The sequence below is a fragment of the Sphingomonas sp. GW821-FHT10F09 genome (assembly GCF_058809195.1).
Map to the genome: position 1 here is coordinate 394,218 of NZ_JBXASI010000001.1, position 21,147 is coordinate 415,364.

The following is a 21,147-nucleotide window of genomic DNA, read 5'->3' on the forward strand; positions in this document are numbered from 1 at the left end:
TTCTTCCCGAACGCGCGCGGATCGCCGCGAACCCCCGGTACGTCCTAGTCGCAGGCGGCGTGCAGCTTCTGCGCGATCCAGGCCGATACCAGGCACATCGCCGCGACGAGGAACAGCATGTCGACCGACCGGACGCCCATCAGGTCGATGCCGATCGCGGCGATCGACCCCAGGGTCATCGCGCCCGAATTGACGACGTTGTTCGCGGCGACGGTGCGCGCGGTCTGGTCCTTCTCGACCGTCGTCGTCAGGAACGCATAGAGCGGCACGACGAACATGCCGCCGGTCGTCGCGATCGCGAGCAGGCACAGCATGATCGGGATCGCGCGCGGCTGCGCGACGAACTGGCTCCAGTCGTAGAAGCTGCCCGGCGCCGCCGGCACCCAGCTGCGGCACAGGAACGAGAAGATCACGACGAACACGCCCATCGCGATCACCGAGACGGGCGAATAGCGCGCGCTGATCTTGCCCTTCAGCATTGTGTTGATGACCACGGACCCGATCGCTACCCCGACCGAGAAGACCGCGATCGCCCCGCTCGCGACGCGCTCGTCGGCGGTGAGCACGTTCTTCACCAGCGGCGGGAAGATGATGATGAGCAGCGCCCCGATCGTCCAGAAGAAGCTGATCGCGCAGATCGCGAGGAACAGCCGGGGGATGTGCATCGTCGTGCGGATCAGCCGCCACGATGCGGTGAACGGATTGTAGTTGAGCTTCAGCCGCGGTCCCTCGCGCGGGGCGGGCGGCACCTGCCGCGCGGTCGCCCAGCCGATCAGCGCGACGACGATCACCAGGATCGCGGCGCCCTCGATCGGCACCCAGCCGGCCATGATCGTGCCGAGCAGGATGGCGAGATACGTTCCCGCCTCGACCAGCCCGGTGCCGCCGAGCACGTCGCAGGGCTTCAGATGCTGCGGCAGGATCGCATATTTGATCGGCCCGAAGAACGTCGAATGCACGCCGAGGAACAGCACCGCGCCCAGCATCAGGCCGATGCCCAGCGTCGGATAGCCCGCGCGCGCCACCATCAGCCCGCCCGCGCCGAGCAGCATGATGCCGATCTCCGCGGTCTTGACGATGCGGATGATCCGCGCCTTGTCGTGGCTGTCGGCGAGCTGCCCGGCGAGCGCGGAGAGCAGAAAGAAGGGCAGGATGGCGATGCCGGTCGCCAGCGCGTTGAAGTTCGATTCCATGTGCGGATCGTTGAAGATCGCATAGGTCGCGAACAGCACCATCGACGTCTTGAACAGATTGTCGTTGAACGCGCCGAGGAATTGCGTGGCGAAGAGGGGCAGGAAGCGGCGCTGCTTCAGCAACCCCATGGCATTCAGCATGCGAACGTCGGCCTTCGATCGTGGCGAGATTGCGGCAGGCATAGCCCAGCCGGTCGGGCACGCCAACGGCTTAGGTCATGCAAGCCGCTGCACGGGGGTTACGTCCGCCCGCCGGCCGCGGTAGGAGGGGGGTACGATGCTGACCCTGCCCAACCTTTTGACGCTGTCGCGCATCGTCGCGGTCCCGCTGCTCGTCGCCTTCCTGTGGTGGCCGCGGTGGGAGGCGGGGTTCGGCATCGCTTTCGCGCTCTACTGCCTGATGGGCATCACCGATTATTTCGACGGCTATCTCGCGCGTGCGCAGGGCGCGGTGTCGAAGCTTGGCGTGTTCCTCGATCCGATCGCGGACAAGATCATGGTCGCCGCGGTGATCCTGATGCTGGTCGGCACCCGCCACGACGACATGGCGCTCATCACCGGCGTCCACCTGATCGCCGCGCTCATCATCCTGCTGCGCGAGATCGCGGTGTCGGGCCTGCGCGAATTCCTCGCCGGACTGCAGGTGTCGCTGCCGGTGTCGAAGCTCGCCAAGTGGAAGACGACGCTGCAGCTCGTCGCCTTCGGCGCACTGATCCTCGCCGGCGCGCTGCCCGCGCAGGCGTGGATCAAGGTGACCGGCCTCGGTTGCCTGTGGGCGGCGGCGGCGCTGACCTTGGTGACGGGCTGGGATTACCTGCGCGTCGGCATCCGGCACATGGACTGATCCGATGGCGATCGAGATGCTCTATTTCGCCTGGGTGCGCGAACGCATGGGCTGCGCGCAGGAAATCGTGTCGCCGCCGCCGACCGTGACGACGGTCGCCGCGCTGGTCGACTGGCTCGCGGCCCGCGACGCCACCAGCGCCGATGCGCTCGCCGACCGTGCCCGGCTGCGCGCCGCGGTCGATCAGGATTTCGTCGCCATGGACGCGGGCATCGCCGGCGCGCGCGAGATCGCTTTGTTCCCCCCGGTGACCGGCGGATGATCCGCATCGTCGTCGGCCGCGACCCGATCGACATCGCCGCGGAAATGACGCGGGCGGAGGGTGCCGCCGGCGCCGGCGCGGTCGCGACCTTCACCGGGCTGGTCCGTGCCGACGATTCGGTCGGCGTGCTCGAACTCGAACATTATCCCGGCGCGACCGAAGCGGCGCTGGCCCGCGTCGCCGAAGGCGCGGTCGCGCGCTGGTCGCTCGGCGCGGCGACGATCGTCCACCGCGTCGGCCCGATGATCCCGGGCGAGCGCATCGTCTTCGTTGCCGCCGCCGCCCCGCATCGCGCCGCCGCGCTCGAGGCCTGCGCCTATCTGATTGACCGGCTCAAGACCGACGCCCCCTTCTGGAAGCGCGAAACCCGCGGCACCGACGCCCGCTGGGTCGAGGCGCGGGATACCGACACCGCCGCCGCGGAACGCTGGAAAAAGCTCTGACGCCAGCGTCGCGGACCGTCGATCGGCCCTACGGCAGCACCGGCACCAGCACGCCATTCACGACATGGATGACGCCATTGACCTGCGCGACGTCCGCCGCCTCGACATAGCTGCGGTTGCCGGTGACGCTGGTCAGCGTGATGACGTCGCCGGTCATCGTCGCGGCGATCGGCTGCCCGCCCAGCGTCGTCAGCGTCACGCGCCCGCCGCCGGCGCGGATGCGGTCGGTCAATTGCTCGGTCGTCACCGTCCCCGCGACGACGTGATAGCGCAGCAGCGCGACCAGCGCCGCGCGATTCTCCGGCGCCAGCAGGTCGCTGGCGATCCCCGGCGCGAGGCGGGTGAACGCCGCATCGGTCGGTGCGAACAGCGTATAGGGCCCGTCGCCGCCGAGCAGCTGGTCCAGCTCCGCGATCCGCAATTCGGTCGCCAGCGTGCGCAGCCCCGGGGTCGCCGCGATCGAGGTCGCGATCGTCGCCTCCGATTCGATCCGTGACGGGTCGACCGGCACCGGCGCGCTGGCCACCGGCGGCGGTGCGACGACGGGAGCGGTCGCCGGCGGCACGCAGCCGGCGAGCAGGACGAGCGAGGCATAGACGGCGATCCGCCGCGCCTGGCTGGTAAGGGACCGGGGGCTGGTCAAGGACCGGGGGTTGGGAAAGGACTGGGTCACGTACCCTCTTCTACGCCCGAAGCCGGGCGGGGTTGCATCAGCGCGCCTCGGCCAGCGCCTCGGCGAGCAGCTGGAAATCCTTCTCGCGCGGGGAAGCGCGGCGCCAGACCAGCGCGATCCGCCGCACCGCATTGTCGGCGTCGAGCGGCCGCGCGACGATATTGGTATGGTCGAGAATCCCCGCCTTCAGCGCCATTTCCGGCAGCATCGTCATGCCCAGGCCATTGTCGACCATCTGCACGATCGTGTGCAGCGAGGTGCCGAGCATCGTCGCCTCCGCGCGCAGTTCGGGCCGGTTGCACGCGGACAGCGCATGGTCCTTCAGGCAATGCCCGTCCTCGAGCAGCAGCAGCCGCGTCTCGTCGATCAGCGCCGCGGGAATCGTCGGCGGATCGCTCGGCATGTCCTGCGGCTGATAGGCGACGAACAGCCGGTCGTCGAACAGCGGGTGCGACGCGACGTCGCCGCAGGCGAAGGGCAGCGCGAGCAGCACGCAATCGGTGCGGCCGTTGTGCAGCCCCTCGCATGCCGCGCCCGACGGTTCCTCGCGCAGGAACAGCTTGAGGTCGGGATAGTCACGGCGCAGCCGCGGCAGGATATGCGGCAGCATGAACGGCGCGATCGTCGGGATGACGCTCATCCGCATCTCGCCCGACAGCGGCCGCCCGGCGGCGCGCGCGATATCGCCCAGCTCCTCCGCCTCGCGCAGCACGCGCCGCGCCTTGTCGGCGATCCGGTCGCCCAGCGGCGTGAAGCGGACGACGCGGCGGGTGCGCTCGACAAGGGTGACGCCGATCAGCGTCTCCAGTTCGCGCAAGCCCGCCGACAGGGTCGACTGGGTGACGAAACACGCCTCCGCCGCCCGTCCGAAATGGCCGGCGTCCTTCAACGCGACCAGATATTGCAGCTGTTTGAGCGTGGGAAGATAGGTCGCCGCCATGCCCCGCCGGATAGAGGCGCCGCCGCCGCGACGCCACCCTCATAATCCTCCCCGGTACGGGGAGGAGCGCACCCTTACTCCGCCGCTTCCTCCCAGTCGTGCGTCTCTTCCGCCGGCAGGCGGATGAGGTGGTCGAACGCCGACAGCGCCGCCTTCGACCCTTCGCCCATCGCGATCACGATCTGCTTGAACGGCACCGTCGTCACGTCGCCCGCGGCGAACACGCCCGGCTGCGAGGTATGGCCGCGATGGTCGATCTCGATCTCGCCGCGCGGGCTCAGCGCCACCGCGCCCGCCAGCCATTCGGTGTTCGGCACCAGCCCGATCTGGACGAAGATCCCCTCCAGCGCGACGCGGTGCATCGCGTCGGTGTTGCGGTCGCGATACGACAGCGCCGTCACCTTTTCGCCGTCGCCATGCACCTCGGTGGTCAGCGCCGAGGTGATGATCGCGACGTTGGGCAGGCTGGCGAGCTTGCGCTGCAGCACCGCGTCGGCGCGCAGGTCGCTGTCATATTCGATCAGCGTGACGTGCGCGACGATCCCGGCGAGGTCGATCGCCGCCTCGACGCCCGAATTGCCGCCGCCGATCACCGCGACGCGCTTGCCCTTGTAGAGCGGGCCGTCGCAATGCGGGCAGTACGCCACCCCCTTGTTCCGGTACGCATCCTCGCCCGGCACGTTCATCTGCCGCCAGCGCGCGCCGGTCGACAGGATGACGGTGCGTGCATGCAGCGACGCGCCATTCTCCAGCACGACCTCGTGCAGCCCGCCTTCGCCCGCCGCCGGGATCAGCTTTTCCGCACGCTGCAGGTTCATGATGTCGACATCGTAATCGCGGACGTGGCGCTCCAGCTCGGCGGCGAGCTTCGGCCCCTCGGTATGCGGCACCGAGATGAAATTCTCGATCGCCATCGTGTCGAGCACCTGCCCGCCGAACCGCTCCGCCGCGATGCCGGTGCGGATGCCCTTGCGCGCGGTGTAGATCGCCGCCGCCGCACCGGCCGGGCCGCCACCGACGACAAGCACGTCGAACGGCGCCTTTGCCGCGATCTTTTCGGCGGCGCGCGCGGCCGATCCGGTGTCGAGCTTGGCGACGATCTGTTCCAGCTCCATCCGGCCCTGGCCGAACGGTTCGCCGTTCAGGAACACCGTCGGCACCGCCATCACCATGCGGGTCGCGACCTCGTCCTGGAACAGCGCACCGTCGATCGCGGTGTGCGTCACCCGCGGGTTGAGCACCGCCATCAGGTTGAGCGCCTGCACCACGTCGGGGCAGTTCGCGCAGGACAGCGAGAAGAACGTCTCGAAATGGAAGTCGCCGTCCAGCGCCTCGACCTGCTGGATCAGCTCCTGCGCCGCCTTGGACGGATGGCCGCCGACCTGCAGCAGCGCGAGCACCAGCGAGGTGAATTCATGTCCCATCGGCAGGCCGGCGAAGCGCACGCCGATATCGGTGCCGGCGCGGCGGATCATGAAGCTCGGGCGGCGGCGGTCGTCGGCGGTGACGACCGCGATCTTGTCCGACAGCGCGGCGATCTCGTCGAGCAATTCGCCCATCTGGCGCGACTTGGCGTCGTCGCCCAGGCTCGCGACCAGCTCGATGGGCTGGCGGATGTTGACCAGATAGGCCTTCAACTGCTGCGTCAGATTGGCGTCGAGCATGGCGGAAACTCCTGGGTAATGCGGGTCGTCATAAACAAGCGGCCCGGGGTGGAAGGCTTCCACCCCGGGCCGCGATCACCCTGACCCTCGGGGAAGGGCGGGGATGGGGCTGGACGGGACGCCGGCTACGGATGCAGCCGGACGGTCCGTCCGAAACCTCAGATCTTGCCGACGAGGTCGAGGCTGGGGGCGAGCGTCTCTTCGCCCTCTTCCCACTTCGCCGGGCAGACTTCGCCCGGATGCGCGGCGATGTACTGCGCGGCCTTGATCTTGCGCAGCAGCTCGGCGGCGTTGCGGCCGACGCCTTCCGACGTCACTTCGATCAGCTGGATCACGCCCTCGGGATCGATCACGAACGTGCCCCGATCGGCCAGGCCCTGGCCCTCGCGCAGGATCTCGAAGTTGTTGCTGATGCTGTGGTTCTGGTCGCCCAGCATGAAATAGTTGATCTTGCCGATCGCGGGCGAGCTGTCGTGCCACGCCTTGTGGCTGAAGTGGGTGTCGGTCGACACGCTGTACACCTCGACGCCCATTTTCTGGAGCGTCGGATACACGTCGGCGAGGTCTTCCAGCTCGGTCGGGCAGACGAACGTGAAGTCCGCCGGGTAGAAGAAGAAGACCGCCCACTTGCCCAGCACGTCCGCGTCGCTGACGCTGACGAACTTGCCCTCCTTATAGGCCTGGGTGGTGAACGGCTTCAGCTTGCTGCCGATGAGGGCCATGTTGGTCTCCGGTTGAATGGTGTGGACCGGATATGGGTGCCTCATGCCGCAGTGCAAAATTAATCTATTTGCGTTGCGTGATCGAATGAGGCGATCAGCAGCATTTCCGCGGGTTTAGCTGTTCGCAGGCGCGAAACATTCAGTGCGCGAACGCCGCATAGACCGACCAGGCGCTGGTGAGGGTCAGCAACACGCCGACCAGCGCCATCAGCCCGCGAGTCGGCACCCGCTTCGCCAGCACGCCGCCCAGCGGGGCCGCGACCAGCCCGCCGATCAGGATGCCGAGCGTGTGCAGCGTGAACGCCGACCAGCCGAGCGCGATGAAGAAGGTCACCGACGCGGTCGCGGTCAGGAAGAATTCCGCGGTGTTGACGGTGCCGATCGTGTGCCGCGGCGTCGCCCCCTGGATCAGCAGGTTGCTGGTGACCACCGGCCCCCAGCCGCCGCCGCCCGCCGCATCGAGGAACCCGCCGACGAGGCCCAGCGGCGCGATCACCTTGGGCGTGCGCGGCTCGATCCGGCCCTTCACCGCGCGGAACAGCAGGTAGAGGCCGATACAGGCGAGATAGAGCATGACGAACGGCTTGGCGACCGAGGCGTCGATGTTGCTCAGCAGCGTCGCCCCCAGGATCGCGCCGATCACGCCGGGGATGACCAGCCGGCGAAACAGCTTCCAGTCGACGTTCCGGTGGACGATGTGGCTGACCCCCGACGCCGCGGTGGTGAAGGTCTCGACCGCGTGCACGCTGGCGGAGGCGACCGCCGGCGGCACCCCCATCACGGTGACCAGCAGCGTCGAATTGATGACGCCGAACGCCATGCCGAGTGCCCCGTCGACCACCTGTGCGGCAAAGCCGATCGCGATGAACGGCAGCACCTGGCTCCAGTCGATGGCGGTAAGAAAATCGGGCATCGGCGGCAGGCACTCCGGAGGGATACGAACGGGTAGGACGTGCCGCATCGTGCACGGCGCGCGCAATCCCTACAACAAAGCTGGAGTTTGCTACGCCAAAGCTGCGGCGGGTCGGGCATGGAAATCGGCTGGCGGAAGGATTACATGCGCGGGTCTGTAAGGGGAACGACGGATGTTCGGACGGTTGGCCGCCTATCTCGATTCGATCCGGGCGCGCGACCCGGCACCGCATTCGCGGGCCGAAATCCTGCTTTATCCGGGCGTCTGGGCGCTGGCGCTGCACCGCGTCGCGCATGCGCTCTACCGCCGGCGCTGGTTCTTCCTCGCGCGCCTCGTCAATCACATCGCCCGCGCCTGGACCGCGATCGACATCCACCCCGGCGCGAAGATCGGCCGCAACTTCTTCATCGATCACGGCTTCGTCGTGATCGGCGAGACCGCGGAGATCGGCGACGACGTCACCATCTACCAATGCGTGACGCTGGGCGGGACCAGCCCCGACAATGGCGTCGCGGGCAAGCGCCATCCGACGCTCGCCGACGGCGTCATCATCGGGTCGGGCGCGCAGGTGCTCGGCCCGATCCTCGTCGACCGGCGTGCGCGCGTCGGCGCCAATGCGGTGGTGACGAAGGACGTGCCCGCGGGCGCGGTGATGGTCGGCATCCCGGCGCGCGCGACGATGGTCGAGGGCGGGGCCGCGACCAGCCCGTCGCGCTTCGTCCCGTACGGCACGCCGTGCAGCGACATGTTCGACCCCGCGACGCAGAAGATGGAGATCATGCGCTGCGAGCTCGAATCGATGCGCAAGCGCCTCGACGCGCTGCTCGCCGAACAGCTGCCCGAGCAGGAGCGCGACCGCGCCTGATGGGAATCGTCACGCCGTTTCCGCAGGGCGGACAGCCGTCGCAGGTCGGTTTCGACCGCGCCGAACTCAACCGCATCCTCGACCTGTACGGCCGTATGGTCGCCGCCGGTCACTGGAAGGATTATGCGATGCAGCTCGGCAGGGACGCCGCGATCTTCGCCGCCTTCCGCCGCGCCGCCGAACGCCCCGAATTCCGCATCGAGAAACGCCCCGCGCTACGCGCCCGGCAGGGCATGTGGGCGCTGATCGGCGAACAGGGCATGGTCCTGAAGCGCGGCCACGACCTCGGCCCGATCCTCGCCCCCGTCGAACGCCGCCTGATGAAGCTCGTCGACTAGAACGACATTCGCCTTCGCCGCCAGCTGCCGCGCGAACCAGAAATCGCCTATTCGTCGCCCCGCGCCGCCGCCAGCCGCTCCAGCGCCGGGATCAGCTCGCCATAGCCGTCGATGACCGTATCTGCCCCCAGCTCGGCGACCGGCTGCATCAGGAAGCCGAACGAGCAGGCCACCGTCGGCAACCCCGCCGCCTGTCCGGCGCGGATGTCGAAGATCGAATCGCCGACGAACGCCGCCGTGCCGCCGCCGCACCGCGCCAGCATCTCGTAGATCGGCTTGGGGCTCGGCTTGGCGTTGCCCGGTCCCATCGTGTCGCCACCGATGATACAGGCGAACCGCCCGGTCAGGTCCAGTGCATCCAGCACCTTGCGCGCCAGCGCCTCCAGCTTGTTGGTAACGATTCCGATCCGCGCACCGCGCGCCGCCAGCGCGTCGAGTGTCGCCAGCGCGTCCGGATAGGGCCGGGTCAGCACCGCGATATGCTCCTCGTAATAAGCGAGCAGCCGCCGGTGCAGCACGTCCAGCGTCGCCTCGTCGCAGCCGCCGGTCGCCGCCATGCCCTGCGCCAGCATATGCCGCGCGCCGCCGCCGATCATCGGCTTGACCGCCTCGACGCCCAGCGCCGGCCGCCCCACCGAGGCGAGCGCATGGTTGACCGCCGCGGCCAGGTCGCCGCTGGTGTCCAGCAGCGTGCCGTCGAGGTCGAATCCGACGATGTCGAACGGCGAACGGGGCGATGAATTCTGCGTCATAACCGCGCGCGGTGACGGCTACCTATGGAAATGGCAAGACTTCCATGGCAGGCGATGGGGCCATGAGCGATCCTCTTGCCGTCATCATCCTCGCCGCGGGTAAAGGCACGCGGATGAAGTCCGACCTGCACAAGGTCCTGCATCCCGTCGCCGGGCGGCCGATGCTGCTCCACCTGATCGACAGCCTGAACCGCGCCGGCGCGACCCGCCGCGTCGTCGTCGTCGGCGCGTCGGGCGAACAGGTCGAGGCCGCCGTCGCCGCGACCGGGGTGGAGATCGCGTGGCAGCGCGAACAGCTCGGCACCGCGCATGCGGCGCTGCAGGCGAAGGCGGCACTCGCCGGGTTCGACGGCATCGCCATCGTCTGTTTCGGCGATACGCCGCTGCTCGCCACCGACACCGTCGCGCGGCTCGCGGCGCGGCTCGATGCGGCGGATGCGCCGACCGTCGCGGTGCTCGGCTTCCGCCCCGCCGACGCGCGCGCCTATGGCCGCGTCATCGCCGGCGCCGACGGCACGATCGCCAAGATGGTCGAATACAAGGATGCGACCGAGGCGGAGCGCGCGGTCGACCTGTGCAATTCGGGCGTCACCGCGGTCCGCACCCGCGACCTGTGGCGCCTGCTCGAGGCGGTCGGCAACGACAATGCCGCGGGCGAATATTACCTTCCCGACGTGGTGACGCTGGCGATCGCCGAGGGCGGCCGCGCGGTATGCATCGAGACGGGCGAGGACGAGGTCGCCGGCATCAACAGCCGCGGCGAGCTGGCGGCGGTCGAGGCCGGCTGGCAGGCGGCGCGGCGCGCACAGGCGATGGCCGACGGTGCTACGCTGATCGCCCCCGACACCGTCTGGTTCAGCCACGACACGCGCCTCGGCCGCGACGTGGTGATCGCACCCAACGTCGTCTTCGGCCCCGGCGTCACCGTCGCCGACGGCGTCACCATCCACGCCTTCAGCCATATCGAGGGCGCCACCATCGGCACGGGTGCGGAGGTCGGCCCCTATGCCCGCCTGCGTCCCGGCGCGACGCTCGGTGCGGGCTCCAAGGTCGGCAATTTCGTCGAGATGAAGAAGGCGACGCTGGGCGAGGGCGCCAAGGTCAACCACCTCTCCTACATCGGCGATGCCGAGGTCGGGGCAAAGGCGAACATCGGCGCCGGCACGATCACCTGCAATTACGACGGGTTCTTCAAATACCGGACGACGATCGGCGCGGGCGCGTTCATCGGCTCCAATTCCGCGCTCGTCGCGCCGGTGACGGTCGGCGAGGGCGCGATCGTCGCCGCCGGATCGGTGCTGACGCAGGACGTCGAGGCGGGTGCGCTCGCGCTCGTCCGCCCGCCGCAGGTCGCCAAATCCGGCTGGGCCACGCAATTCCGCGCCCGGATGCGCGCGAAGAAGGACAAGCAGTAACATGTGCGGAATCGTGGGAATCATCGGCACCGAAGACGTCGCCGACCGGCTGCTCGACGGCCTGAAGCGGCTCGAATATCGCGGCTACGATTCGGCGGGCATCGCCACCGACCATGACGGCCGGATCGAGCGCCGCCGCGCCTCGGGCAAGCTCGTCAACCTGACGAAGGAACTCGCCGCCGCGCCGCTGCCCGGCACCACCGGCATCGCGCACACCCGCTGGGCGACGCATGGCGGCCCGACCACCAACAACGCGCATCCGCACGCCACCGAAGAGGTCGCGGTGGTCCACAACGGCATCATCGAGAACTTCAAGCCGCTCCGCGACGAACTGATCGCCCGCGGCCGCGTCTTCACCAGCGAGACGGATACCGAGGTCGTCGCGCATCTCATCAGCGAAAAGGTCGAGGCGGGGATCGAGCCCGTCGCCGCTGTGCGCGAGGTGCTGCCGCGCCTCCACGGCGCCTTCGCGCTCGCCATCCTGTTCCGCAAGCATCCCGAACTGCTGGTCGGCGCGCGGCTCGGCTCGCCGCTGGTCGTCGGCCATGGCGACGGCGAGACCTATCTCGGCTCGGACGCGCTCGCACTCGCGCCGCTGACCCAGCGTATCGCCTATCTCGACGAGGGCGACTGGGTCGTCTGCACCACCGAGGGCGCGCAGGTCTACGATCGCGACAACCGGCCGGTCGAGCGGCCGGTCACCATCTCCGGCATCACCGGCGAACTCGTCAGCAAGGGCAACCACCGCCATTACATGCTGAAGGAGATCTACGAACAGCCGATCGTCGTCGCGCAGACGCTGCGCTCCTACCTCCAGCGGATGGAGGAGCGGGTAACGCTGCCGATCCCCGATTTCGATCTCGCCGGGATCAAGCGCGTCACCATCGTCGCCTGCGGCACCAGCTATTACGCCGGCATGGTCGCCAAATACTGGTTCGAACAGTTCGCGCGCGTGCCGGTCGACATCGATGTCGCCTCCGAATTCCGCTATCGCGCGCCGGTGATGGAGCCGGGCGGGCTGATGATCGTCATCAGCCAGTCGGGCGAGACCGCCGACACGCTCGCCGCATTGCGCCATGCCAAGGCGGAGGGGCAGACGATCGCCGCGGTGGTCAACGTGCCGACCAGCAGCATGGCGCGCGAGGCGGACCTGCTGCTGCCGACGCATGCCGGGCCGGAGATCGGCGTCGCCAGCACCAAGGCGTTCACCTGCCAGCTCGCCGTCCTCGCCGCGCTCGCCGCCAACCTCGCCCGCGCCAAGGGCAAGTTCAAGGACGGCGAGGAGCGCGAGATCGTCCGCCACCTCGCCGAGGCGCCCGCCGCGCTCAACGGCGCGCTCGCCTATGACGAATCGATCGAGGCGATGGCCGGCGTCATCGCCAGCGCGCGCGACGTCCTCTACCTCGGCCGCGGCACCGACTATCCGCTGGCGCTGGAGGGGGCGCTCAAGCTCAAGGAGATCAGCTACATCCACGCCGAGGGCTATGCCGCCGGCGAGATGAAGCACGGCCCGATCGCGCTGATCGACGAAAACGTCCCCGTCATCGTCATCGCGCCGTCAGGCCCGCTGTTCGACAAGACCGTCAGCAACATGCAGGAGGTGCAGGCCCGCGGCGGCAAGGTCGTGCTCATCAGCGACTATGACGGCATCCAGGCGGCGGGCGAGAATTGCATCGCCACGATCACCATGCCCAAGGTCCACCCGCTGATCGCACCCCTGGTCTATGCGGTCCCGGTCCAGCTGCTCGCCTATCACGTCGCCGTCGCCAAAGGCACCGACGTCGACCAGCCCCGCAACCTCGCCAAGTCGGTGACGGTGGAGTAACCGGCCCGCCGTCACGCCCCTCCCCGGACGGGAGGGGCAGAGGACGGGCAGGCCAGCGAAGCAGCGCAACGTCCCTCCACGGACCGCCTCACCGATATGCTTTCACGCAGAGGCGCGGAGGACGCAGAGCCCTATCCCGCGCGACAGCGCGATCCCGTCATCGCGACGCCGGGTCGCAGGCGTCAGCCGATGCCGCAAACGCACCCCCTCCGCGCCCTCCGCGCCTCTGCGCGCACCATATCGCTCTCACGCCCGTACCCCGAGCGCAGGGGCGACCGATCAGACCTGCCGATAGAAGAGCACGCGTCCGGACGGCACCAGCTGCTCGATCAGGTCCATGTCGCCGATGTTCCGGGAGAGCAGCACGGCACCGTTCTCCAGCGCCTGCAGGAACAGCGTCGCATCGTTCATGAACGGCTGGCGGTCCGTCCGGGGCAGGTCGCGCAGCCGGGCGACGACGCCGGTGACGATGCCGGCCTCGGCAACAGCCTGAACGCTCGGCGTGGACAGGCGGTGGGCGGGGATGCTCTCGATCGCCGTGCGGATCGCGCCGAGGACCGCACCGGTGCCCGGATGCGCCGGATCGAGCCGCCCGAAAGGATGCACCAGCTCGCCGATCGCCACGGACGAATGGGTCACCTGCCGTACGCGCAGCAGATCGTCCAGCGCAGGTGGCGCACGGTCCTGAAGGACGTCGATATAGACGGTGGTATCGAGCAGCAGCGGCGGTCCGGCCAGCGCCGCGTCATCGACGAAATCAAGTGCCCCGTCCGGTCGGCGAACCAGTGGCTGGGTCCGCTTCTCCGGTTTCAGCCGGCGCAGGGCACCCGCAAGGTCAAGCGCCAAGGTCCACGTCCTTGGGGATCGATCCCTTCAACGCGATCAGCCGGTCGGCGAAGTCGTCTTCGAGCGCGACCTTGGCCAGCGCATAATCGATCAGTTCCGTACCGCGCAGGCCGGATCTGGCGGCGGCGGCCTCGAACAGCGTCTCATGTACGCGGCCCGACAATTGCTTGCCCTTCCGGCCCGCGGTCAGCCCGGTGGCGGCGGCCGTCGTCAGCGTGGCGTTGACGCGCTGGCTCATCGCAGCATCGGCAATGCCCTTCCGGCGCGTCGTGCCGCGGGGCGATTCCTCCGTCCGTTCCGTAGCCATGCCTGCCTCCCATGCGCCGACGTATGACATATAGTCGATTTTGAATGACACGACAACGCGCTGCGTCTGCCGCCGTTTTGCCCGGCCCGACAGGGCGTATCTGCGCCACGTTAGCGCTCTCGCAAAACCGTCCATTCTCCGCTAACCACCCCGCCCGAAGGAGAACAAGATCGTGGTGAGCGTCCCCCCGTTGGTAGCCGGCATCGAATTGGGCGGGACGAAGATCGTCTGTCTGCTGGCGCGCGGGCCCGACGCGATCGAGGACCGGGTGCAGCTGCCGACCACCCGGCCCGAGGAAACGCTCGCCGGGATCGAGGGCGTGCTCGACGGCTGGGGCGCGTTCGACGCGCTCGGCATCGCCAGCTTCGGCCCGATCTCGATCGACCATGAGTCCGCCGATTACGGCCACATCACCTCGACGCCCAAGCCGCACTGGGCCGGGACCGACGTCGCCAAACGGCTCGCCGCGCGCTACGACGTGCCGACCGGCTTCCACACCGACGTGGTCGGCGCCGCGCTCGCCGAGGCGCGCTGGGGCGCCGCCAGGGGGCTGCGCGACATCGCCTATGCGACCGTCGGGACCGGCATCGGCGTCGGCCTGATCGCCGGCGGCCTGCCCGTCGACGGGCTGACCCACAGCGAATTCGGCCATATCCGCCCCGATCGCCTCGCCGGCGACGACTGGATGGGCGTCTGCCCGTTCCACGGCGGCTGCCTCGAAGGGCTCGCCGCCGGTCCCGCGATCGGCGCGCGCGCGGGCAAGAAGGGCGAGGATATCGCCGCCGACGATCCCGTCTGGGATCCGGTCGCCCACGTCCTCGGCCAATTGTGCCATACTCTGGTGCTCACCGGCGTACCGCGCCGCATCGTCATGGGCGGCGGCGTGATGGTCGGCAACGACCACCTCTTCCCCCGCGTCCGCGCCGCGATGGTCAAGAGCCTCGCCGGCTATATCGCGCTGCCCGAGATCACCGAGCCCGGCTTCGTCGTCCCGCCTGCGCTTGGCGGCAACGCCGGACCGCTCGGCGCGATCGTGCTCGGCGCGCAGGCGCTCGAAGGGCAGCTGAAGACGTTTACGACCCTTTAACCGTGTCTGCTTACGCCCTCGTCAACCATCTGAGGGAAGTATGCCGCCATGATCGCCGTTGCCCCGAAGCGCCTGCTGATCGTCGACGACGAGCCGGCGATGCACGACAGCTACGCCCGCAGCTTCGGGGGCCAGCGCGGCGTGGCGGAGGATGCGCTCGGCGCGATGGCGGCGGAGCTGTTCGGCGACGACGCGCCGGATGCGGTCGATGACGGCGAACGCTTCGACCTGACGCACTGCCATCAGGGTCTGGACGCGGTCGCCGCGGTCGAGGCTGCGCGCGCCGCCGGCACGCCCTATGCGGTCGCCTTCATCGACGTGCGCATGCCGCCGGGGATCGACGGCCGCGAGACCGCGCGCCGCATCCGCGCGCTCGATCCCGAGATCAACCTCGTCATCGTCACCGGCTATTCCGACTTCTCCCCGCTCGAGATCAGCAAGGTCGCCGGCCCCGCCGACAAGATCTTCTACATCGCCAAACCGTTCGAGGTCGCCGAGGTGGTGCAGACCGCCACCGCGCTCGCGCACCGCTGGCAGGTCGACCGCGAACTCGCCGCCGCCCGCGCGCAGCTCGCCGCCCAGATCGTCCAGCTCGAGGAACAGAGCGCGGAACTCGCCGCCAACGAAAGCCGCGCGATCCACATGGCGACGCACGATTCGCTCACCGACGCGCCCAACCGGCTCGCCTTCCTGCGCGCGCTCGGCGAACGCGCCCGGCGCCCCGGCCTGTTCGCCACCGCGATGTTCGATCTCGACCGGTTCAAGATCGTCAACGACACGCTCGGCCATCTGGCGGGCGACGCGCTGATCCGCGAGGTCTGCGGCATCCTGCAGGCGCAGGCGCCCGCCGGCGCGATCGTCGCGCGGCTCGGCGGCGACGAATTCGGCATCCTGTTCGACACCCCGGGGGAAGAGGCCGCGGCGATGGCCTGCGACCGCATCGTCGCCGCCTGCGCCGGCACGCATCAGGTGTTCGGCAATTCGGTGCAGAGCGGCGCCTCCGGCGGCGTCGTCGTCGTCGAGGGCGCGGACTGCGACCCGATCGACGCGCTGCGCCGCGCCGACCTCGCGCTCAACGACGCCAAGCGCGCCGGCCGCGGCGTCACCCGCGTCTTCGACGAGAGCATGGACGAGGGCATCCGCTTCCGCCGCCGCATCGAACAGGGCCTCGCGCAGGCGATCGACAAGGGCGAGCTCAGCCTCGTCTACCAGCCGATCGTCAGCCGCAGCGAGATGGAGGTGATCGGTTTCGAGGCGCTGGTGCGCTGGAACACCGAGGAATATGGCCCGATCAGCCCGGCGACCTTCATCCCGATCGCCGAGGAATCGAACGTCATCCACGAACTCGGCGACTGGATCCTCGATGCCGCGCTGACCATGGTGCAGCGCTTCCCCGACCAATATGTCTCGGTCAATTTCTCGCCGCGCCAGTTCCGCCGCAGCAATTTCGTCGGCCATATCATGGAAAGCGTCCAGCGCGCCGGCGTGCTGCCCGGCCGCGTCCAGATCGAGATCACCGAGACCGCGATCTTCGACGACGCCGAACGCGCCGCCGAAACGCTCTACAAGCTGCGCCAGATGGGCTTCCGCATCGCGCTCGACGATTTCGGCACCGGCTATTCCAGCCTCTACAACATCCGCAAGTTCGCGCTCGACAGTCTCAAGATCGACCGCAGCTTCATCGACGGCATGGGCCGCGAGCGCGAAAGCGCGGCGATCGTCCATTCGATCATCCACCTCGGCCGCGCCCTGGGGCTGGAGGTGATCGCGGAGGGGGTCGAGACCGCGGCGCAGGTACAGGCGCTCCGCCTCGCCGGCGCCAGCCACCTGCAGGGCTATTATTTCTCGCGCCCGGTCGCGCCGGACCTCGCGGTCGAACTCGCCGCGCAGCGCTTCCTGGGCAGCGACCTGACGCAGCCGCAGCCGGGCACCGGGACGCACGGCTGATGCGTCGCGCCCGGCCCCGGGCCTGGTTCCGCGGCCCCGCCTCGCTCGGCGCCAAGCTGGTGCTGATCCTGACCGTGGTCGGCGTCGCCGGCGCGCTCGGCATCACTCTGCTGCTCGCCGGCGTCATCACTCCCAGCTTCAGCGCGCTGGAAACCAAGGCGATCGACGGCCATGTCGAGCGCACCCGCGCCGCGCTCGGCGAATATGCCGCGAAGGTCGAGAATGCCGTCCGCGACTATGGCGACTGGACGCAGAGCTACGCCTACATGGGCGCGCCCTCCTCGGCGCAATCGGCGGCGTTCGAACGCGACAGCTTCTCGCCGCTCGCGATGACCAACCTCGGCGTGCAGGGCATGGCCTATGTCCGCCTCGACGGCCGCGTCCAGATCGCCCGCTGGCTCGACGCGGCGACCGGCCGCGAACGGGCCGACCTGCGCGCGGCGATGGTCCGCCTCGCCACCCGCACCGATCTCGCCCGCATCGTCGGCGCCGGCAATTCCGGCCATGTCTACGCCCGGCTCGGATCGACCGTCGCCGCGGTCGGCGTCGCGCAGGTCCGCCGCTCCGACGGCACCGGCACGCCGCGCGGCTATGTGCTGATGGCGCGCCAGATCACCTCGCGCCAGATCTCCGACCTGCTCCAGCTCGACGCGCGCATCGATCTCGCGGCGACCGGCGACCGCGAGGGGGTCGTGCCCGGCCGCAACACGATGGGGATCGCGGTGCCGATCCCCGGCGCGGACGGCCATGCGATCGCCGCCGCGCGCTTCCACATCGTCCGCGACGTCTCGCTGCTCGGTCGCCGCATGCTGCTGCTCGCCGTCGCCGGCTCGACATTGTTGCTGCTGATCGTCCTCGTCGTCCTGCGCCGCGTCATCGCGCGGCTGGTGCTCGGCCCGTTGCAGCGCGTCGAGCGCCACATGCAGCGCGTCCGCGCCTCCGGCTCGATGGCGCTGTTCGACGACGACGGCCGCCGCGACGAATTCGGCTCGCTCGGCCGCAGCCTCAACGCGATGCTCTCGCAGCTCAAGGATCTGCGCGAACAGATCGAGGTGCAGAGCTTCGCGCTCGGCCGCAGCGAGAGTGCGGTCGCGGTGATGCACAACGTCCGCAACGCGCTCAACCCGATCAGCACGATCCTCAGCCACGGCATCGCCCAGGCGCCGCCGATCGACCGCGCCACCGTCGAGCGCGCGCTTGCCGAGCTCGGCCGCGACGACCTCGCCCCCGGCCGCCGCGCCAAGCTCGCCGCCTTCGTCACCGCCGCGCTCGCCGCCGAGGTGCAGGGCCGCGAGACGATGCGCGGCGAATTGCAGGTCGGTCGCGAGGCGATGGCGCACGTGCTCGAAATCATCGGCCAGCAGCAGCAGCAGGCGCACGAACGCCCGACGTTGGAGGTTTGCGACCTCAGCGAGATCGTCGCGCGCAACGCCGCCATCGCGCGCTATTCCGACGCCGCGTCGATCGCCTTCAGCTTCCCCGCCGGCTCGCACCACGCGCTCGCCAACCGCGTCATCCTCAGCCAGGTGATCGGCAACCTGCTCGGCAACGCCGCCGAGGCGATCGCCGCCAGCGGCCGCGACAGCGGCTCGATCGGCGTCACCATGTACGAGAACGGCACCAGCGTCGTCGTTCACATCCGTGACGACGGCGAGGGCTTCGACGCCGCGACCGGCGCGACCCTGTTCCAGCGCGGCTTCTCGACCCGCGCGCACAAATCGGGCGGCCTCGGCCTCCACTGGTGCGCCAATTCGATGAACGCGATGGACGGCAGCCTGCGCCTCGAGAGCGAGGGCCGGGGCAGGGGCGCGGTCGCCGTCCTCACCCTCAGGGGCGCGCAGCCCCACACCATCGCACAGGCCGCCTGACGCCGCCGGTCGCCGGTCGCCACGCGACGGCGCGCGGTTCGCGGTCGCAACGGCCGCCCCATCGCATCGTCACCCCGGACGGGTTCCGGGATCCACGGTTCCGCACACCGAAGGTCCATCGCGCTTGCGCAACGGTGGCCGCCGGGGGGCGGCATGACGGAACGGCGGCCGAGGTTCGTCGGCCCCGCGGCCACGGCCGTTCGCCATGCCCGCTCCGATCCGGTGCTTTCCCCCACCGCGCCCTCTTCCAATGTTGGATCGGCCGGCGCACGCCATGCGAATCATGCCGAGACCCTTTACCCGCGCACAGGCGCTGCAGAACGCGGCCTTCCTCGCCATCCTCCGCCGCACCGGCAACGTCCGCGCCGCCGTGCGCGAGATGGGGGTCCACCGCGCGATGTTCACCCGACGCCGCGCCCGGCACCCCGCCTTCGCCGCCGAATGGGACGCCGCGCTCGCCATCGCCCATGCCCGCCTGCAACGCGCGGCCGACGCGTCACCCGCCGAACCCGTCCCCGAACCCGTCCCCGAACCCAGGGCGATCCGCACCCGCAACGGCCGGCTCCAGCTCCGCGCCCACCGCAAGGGCCAGCTCACCCGCGCCGCCGAACAGGCGTTCCTCGCCGCCTTGTCCGCCACCGCCAACGTCCGCCTGTCCGCCGCCGCCGCGGGGTTCAGCCACGCCACCTTCTACGCCCGTGCCCGGGCCAACCCCGGCTTCGCCCGCGAGATGCGGCTCGCGCTGCAATGGGGCTACGACCGGGTCGAGGGTGCCTTGCTCGACAGCTTCGACGTCGCCGCCGCGCGCGACGACGGCTGGCGCCACAATGATTTGCCGCCGGTCGCGCAGGTCACCGGCGACCACGTCATCCACCTGCTCAACCTCCACCACAAGGCCGCCCGCCTGTGGGCGACCCGTCCCGACTACCGGCGCCGCCGCGGCGAGACCGGCGACCAGCAATCCGCCCGCATGGCGCTGCAATGGCAGGCCGAACGCGCCCGGGATGCCGAAGACGACGCGATCGCCCGCACCGCGCTCGCCGAACCCGCCCGCCGCGACCCCCACGAACACCCGCCCGCGATCCTCCCCGCGCTCGACCAGGTCACCGGCTGGAGCAAGGCCGACCCGGCCCGGACGCCCCGTCGCCCCGGACACGGCATCGCCGGCGGCTGGCGGATCGAGGACTGGAAGGGCGGGGGCGGGTAGGGGGGGCATAACCGACACCCAAGGTCCCGCCGGGCACGATCCGTACATCCGCCGTTTCTCGCAATGCGATCCATTGGGAACACCCCGCCCGGTATTCCCGCCCCGCGCGATCGGCCGAGCCAAACAGCCTCGGCCGGGGCACCGGCGATCCGGTAGGCGACCCGCGCCGCTCACATGTCCTCCGCGACCGCATAGACGCGCAGCCCGTGTCCATCGGGATCGAGCGCGACGAAGCTGCGCCCGAAGTCGAGGTCGGTCGGCGGCAATGCGGTGGTCGCACCTTTGGCCTGCCAATCCCCGTGCATGCTGTCGATCCGTGCCGCGCCGTCCACCCGGAAGCCGACCTCGCTGCCGCCCCCTCCCGCGACCGGCGCCGGCTCCACGCCGTCCTTCCCCCACAGGCCGAGCGCGAGGCCCGAGCGCAGGAGGAAGAGCGCAAAGGGCGGGCTCGTCTCGACAGGCGCGATCCCGAGCAGCCGGGCACGAGCCCGTCCGGGGTTTCACGCGCCGGCAGTCGACTAGGTGATCGAAGAGAGAACGGCATTCGTGCCGACAAGACCATTCCTCAGTTGCGACGAAACCGGACCAATGGAAAGTCCCGGAATCGGGCATCCGACGAAGAGGAATAGTATCTTCCTTCTTTGTCTTTATATATCGTGATGCAGAACGGATAATGCACGGACATACAGACCCGATCCTTCTCGATCCGATAGGGAGCCTGAAAGTCCCAGTTCTCGAACCTGCTTATAAAGCTGAAACGCATGTCTTCCCGGAACACGTACCACGTAGTCGGCGGTTGATGAGCGTCGGCGAATTCCATCGTCGAGCCCACGACCAGCTCGCGGAGTGCTTTGCCCGTAACGAGACGGATATGTTCCCTGGCCGGGTTGGCGATCGATGGTCTGGCCGGGCTGGCCACCGCTGGAGATGCGATCGTCATCGCGGCAGACGCCAGAAACAGACCGGCAGCAAGATGGCGTGATCGTACAGTCATAAGAGACACGATATCCCTTTCCAGCCGCATGGTGCGCGACTC

General features: G+C 69.3%; 22 protein-coding genes. 11 read left to right on the top strand and 11 right to left on the bottom strand.

The genetic code is table 11. From position 1 onward, the window contains the following. Positions 1-44: 44 nt before the first annotated feature. A complete protein-coding gene (locus tag AC1RTO_RS01810; protein ID WP_493159250.1) occupies positions 45-1,334 on the bottom strand; it encodes an MFS transporter in 1,290 nt (429 codons plus the stop codon). Positions 1,335-1,470: 136 nt separating this feature from the next. Between AC1RTO_RS01810 and pgsA the strand changes: the two genes are divergently transcribed. The 3 genes from pgsA to AC1RTO_RS01825 are packed head-to-tail and all read left to right on the top strand — an operon-like array spanning position 1,471 to position 2,742. Further along, the gene (gene pgsA / locus AC1RTO_RS01815; protein ID WP_493159251.1) at positions 1,471-2,037 is read left to right on the top strand and encodes a CDP-diacylglycerol--glycerol-3-phosphate 3-phosphatidyltransferase; all 567 of its coding nucleotides are present in this window, start codon (positions 1,471-1,473) and stop codon (positions 2,035-2,037) included. A gap of 4 nt (positions 2,038-2,041) precedes the next feature. Then, complete coding sequence (gene moaD / locus AC1RTO_RS01820; protein ID WP_493159252.1) at positions 2,042-2,299, top strand: molybdopterin converting factor subunit 1; 258 nt, start codon at positions 2,042-2,044, stop codon at positions 2,297-2,299. Continuing rightward, complete coding sequence (locus AC1RTO_RS01825) at positions 2,296-2,742, top strand: molybdenum cofactor biosynthesis protein MoaE (protein ID WP_493159253.1); 447 nt, start codon at positions 2,296-2,298, stop codon at positions 2,740-2,742. Before moaD ends, AC1RTO_RS01825 begins: the two co-directional genes overlap by 4 nt. A gap of 28 nt (positions 2,743-2,770) precedes the next feature. On the opposite strand, the gene AC1RTO_RS01830 is transcribed toward AC1RTO_RS01825, so the two are convergent. The 5 genes from AC1RTO_RS01830 to AC1RTO_RS01850 all read right to left on the bottom strand — a co-directional run bounded on the left by AC1RTO_RS01830 (position 2,771) and on the right by AC1RTO_RS01850 (position 7,654). Continuing rightward, positions 2,771-3,385 (bottom strand): fasciclin domain-containing protein, encoded by a 615-nt coding sequence (locus tag AC1RTO_RS01830; protein WP_493159254.1) that lies wholly within the window; start codon positions 3,383-3,385, stop codon positions 2,771-2,773. Positions 3,386-3,452: 67 nt separating this feature from the next. Beyond that, positions 3,453-4,355, bottom strand: a complete 903-nt coding sequence (locus tag AC1RTO_RS01835; RefSeq protein ID WP_493159255.1) for a hydrogen peroxide-inducible genes activator — start codon at positions 4,353-4,355, stop codon at positions 3,453-3,455. Between the two features lie 74 nt (positions 4,356-4,429). Continuing rightward, positions 4,430-6,019 (bottom strand): alkyl hydroperoxide reductase subunit F, encoded by a 1,590-nt coding sequence (ahpF, locus tag AC1RTO_RS01840; RefSeq protein ID WP_493159256.1) that lies wholly within the window; start codon positions 6,017-6,019, stop codon positions 4,430-4,432. Between the two features lie 158 nt (positions 6,020-6,177). Continuing rightward, a complete protein-coding gene (gene ahpC, locus AC1RTO_RS01845; protein WP_493159257.1) occupies positions 6,178-6,741 on the bottom strand; it encodes an alkyl hydroperoxide reductase subunit C in 564 nt (187 codons plus the stop codon). Positions 6,742-6,880: 139 nt separating this feature from the next. Then, positions 6,881-7,654: a sulfite exporter TauE/SafE family protein gene (locus AC1RTO_RS01850; RefSeq protein WP_293876769.1), complete on the bottom strand. Its 774-nt coding sequence runs from the start codon at positions 7,652-7,654 to the stop codon at positions 6,881-6,883. Between the two features lie 172 nt (positions 7,655-7,826). Between AC1RTO_RS01850 and epsC the strand changes: the two genes are divergently transcribed. Then, entirely contained in the window at positions 7,827-8,519 is a 693-nt protein-coding gene (gene epsC / locus AC1RTO_RS01855) for a serine O-acetyltransferase EpsC (protein ID WP_293876771.1), read from the top strand. Then, the gene (locus AC1RTO_RS01860; RefSeq protein ID WP_293876772.1) at positions 8,519-8,857 is read left to right on the top strand and encodes a DUF2794 domain-containing protein; all 339 of its coding nucleotides are present in this window, start codon (positions 8,519-8,521) and stop codon (positions 8,855-8,857) included. The genes epsC and AC1RTO_RS01860 overlap by 1 nt, the downstream gene beginning before the upstream one ends. A gap of 47 nt (positions 8,858-8,904) precedes the next feature. Here the strand turns inward: AC1RTO_RS01860 and AC1RTO_RS01865 are convergent, their stop codons facing one another. Then, positions 8,905-9,609 carry an HAD-IA family hydrolase gene (locus AC1RTO_RS01865; RefSeq protein WP_493159258.1) on the bottom strand — a complete coding sequence of 235 codons (705 nt, stop codon included), beginning with the start codon at positions 9,607-9,609 and terminating at the stop codon, positions 8,905-8,907. 62 nt (positions 9,610-9,671) lie between these two features. Here AC1RTO_RS01865 and glmU point away from each other — a divergent pair, with 62 nt between their 5' ends. Continuing rightward, positions 9,672-11,024, top strand: a complete 1,353-nt coding sequence (gene glmU / locus AC1RTO_RS01870; protein WP_493159259.1) for a bifunctional UDP-N-acetylglucosamine diphosphorylase/glucosamine-1-phosphate N-acetyltransferase GlmU — start codon at positions 9,672-9,674, stop codon at positions 11,022-11,024. A 1-nt stretch (position 11,025) separates the two neighbouring features. Continuing rightward, positions 11,026-12,849 (top strand): glutamine--fructose-6-phosphate transaminase (isomerizing), encoded by a 1,824-nt coding sequence (gene glmS, locus AC1RTO_RS01875; protein WP_493159260.1) that lies wholly within the window; start codon positions 11,026-11,028, stop codon positions 12,847-12,849. Positions 12,850-13,128: 279 nt separating this feature from the next. Here glmS and AC1RTO_RS01880 read toward each other — a convergent pair whose 3' ends face one another. Next, positions 13,129-13,695, bottom strand: a complete 567-nt coding sequence (locus AC1RTO_RS01880; protein ID WP_493159261.1) for a type II toxin-antitoxin system VapC family toxin — start codon at positions 13,693-13,695, stop codon at positions 13,129-13,131. Then, the gene (locus AC1RTO_RS01885; protein ID WP_493159262.1) at positions 13,685-14,002 is read right to left on the bottom strand and encodes a hypothetical protein; all 318 of its coding nucleotides are present in this window, start codon (positions 14,000-14,002) and stop codon (positions 13,685-13,687) included. Before AC1RTO_RS01885 ends, AC1RTO_RS01880 begins: the two co-directional genes overlap by 11 nt. A gap of 175 nt (positions 14,003-14,177) precedes the next feature. On the opposite strand from AC1RTO_RS01885, the gene AC1RTO_RS01890 reads away from it, so the two are divergent. From AC1RTO_RS01890 to AC1RTO_RS01905, 4 genes are all read left to right on the top strand, one after another. After that, on the top strand, positions 14,178-15,089 hold the full coding sequence (locus tag AC1RTO_RS01890) for an ROK family protein (RefSeq protein WP_493160309.1): 912 nt from the start codon (positions 14,178-14,180) through the stop codon (positions 15,087-15,089). A gap of 48 nt (positions 15,090-15,137) precedes the next feature. Next, positions 15,138-17,036 carry a putative bifunctional diguanylate cyclase/phosphodiesterase gene (locus AC1RTO_RS01895; RefSeq protein WP_493159263.1) on the top strand — a complete coding sequence of 633 codons (1,899 nt, stop codon included), beginning with the start codon at positions 15,138-15,140 and terminating at the stop codon, positions 17,034-17,036. Continuing rightward, positions 17,036-18,904 (top strand): CHASE4 domain-containing protein, encoded by a 1,869-nt coding sequence (locus tag AC1RTO_RS01900; protein WP_493159264.1) that lies wholly within the window; start codon positions 17,036-17,038, stop codon positions 18,902-18,904. Before AC1RTO_RS01895 ends, AC1RTO_RS01900 begins: the two co-directional genes overlap by 1 nt. 283 nt (positions 18,905-19,187) lie before the next feature. After that, complete coding sequence (locus tag AC1RTO_RS01905) at positions 19,188-20,111, top strand: hypothetical protein (RefSeq protein ID WP_493159265.1); 924 nt, start codon at positions 19,188-19,190, stop codon at positions 20,109-20,111. 170 nt (positions 20,112-20,281) lie between these two features. On the opposite strand, the gene AC1RTO_RS01910 is transcribed toward AC1RTO_RS01905, so the two are convergent. Both AC1RTO_RS01910 and AC1RTO_RS01915 read right to left on the bottom strand, forming a co-directional pair. Further along, positions 20,282-20,494 carry a VOC family protein gene (locus AC1RTO_RS01910; RefSeq protein WP_493159266.1) on the bottom strand — a complete coding sequence of 71 codons (213 nt, stop codon included), beginning with the start codon at positions 20,492-20,494 and terminating at the stop codon, positions 20,282-20,284. A 182-nt stretch (positions 20,495-20,676) separates the two neighbouring features. Then, positions 20,677-21,135 carry a hypothetical protein gene (locus tag AC1RTO_RS01915; protein ID WP_493159267.1) on the bottom strand — a complete coding sequence of 153 codons (459 nt, stop codon included), beginning with the start codon at positions 21,133-21,135 and terminating at the stop codon, positions 20,677-20,679. Positions 21,136-21,147: the final 12 nt, after the last annotated feature.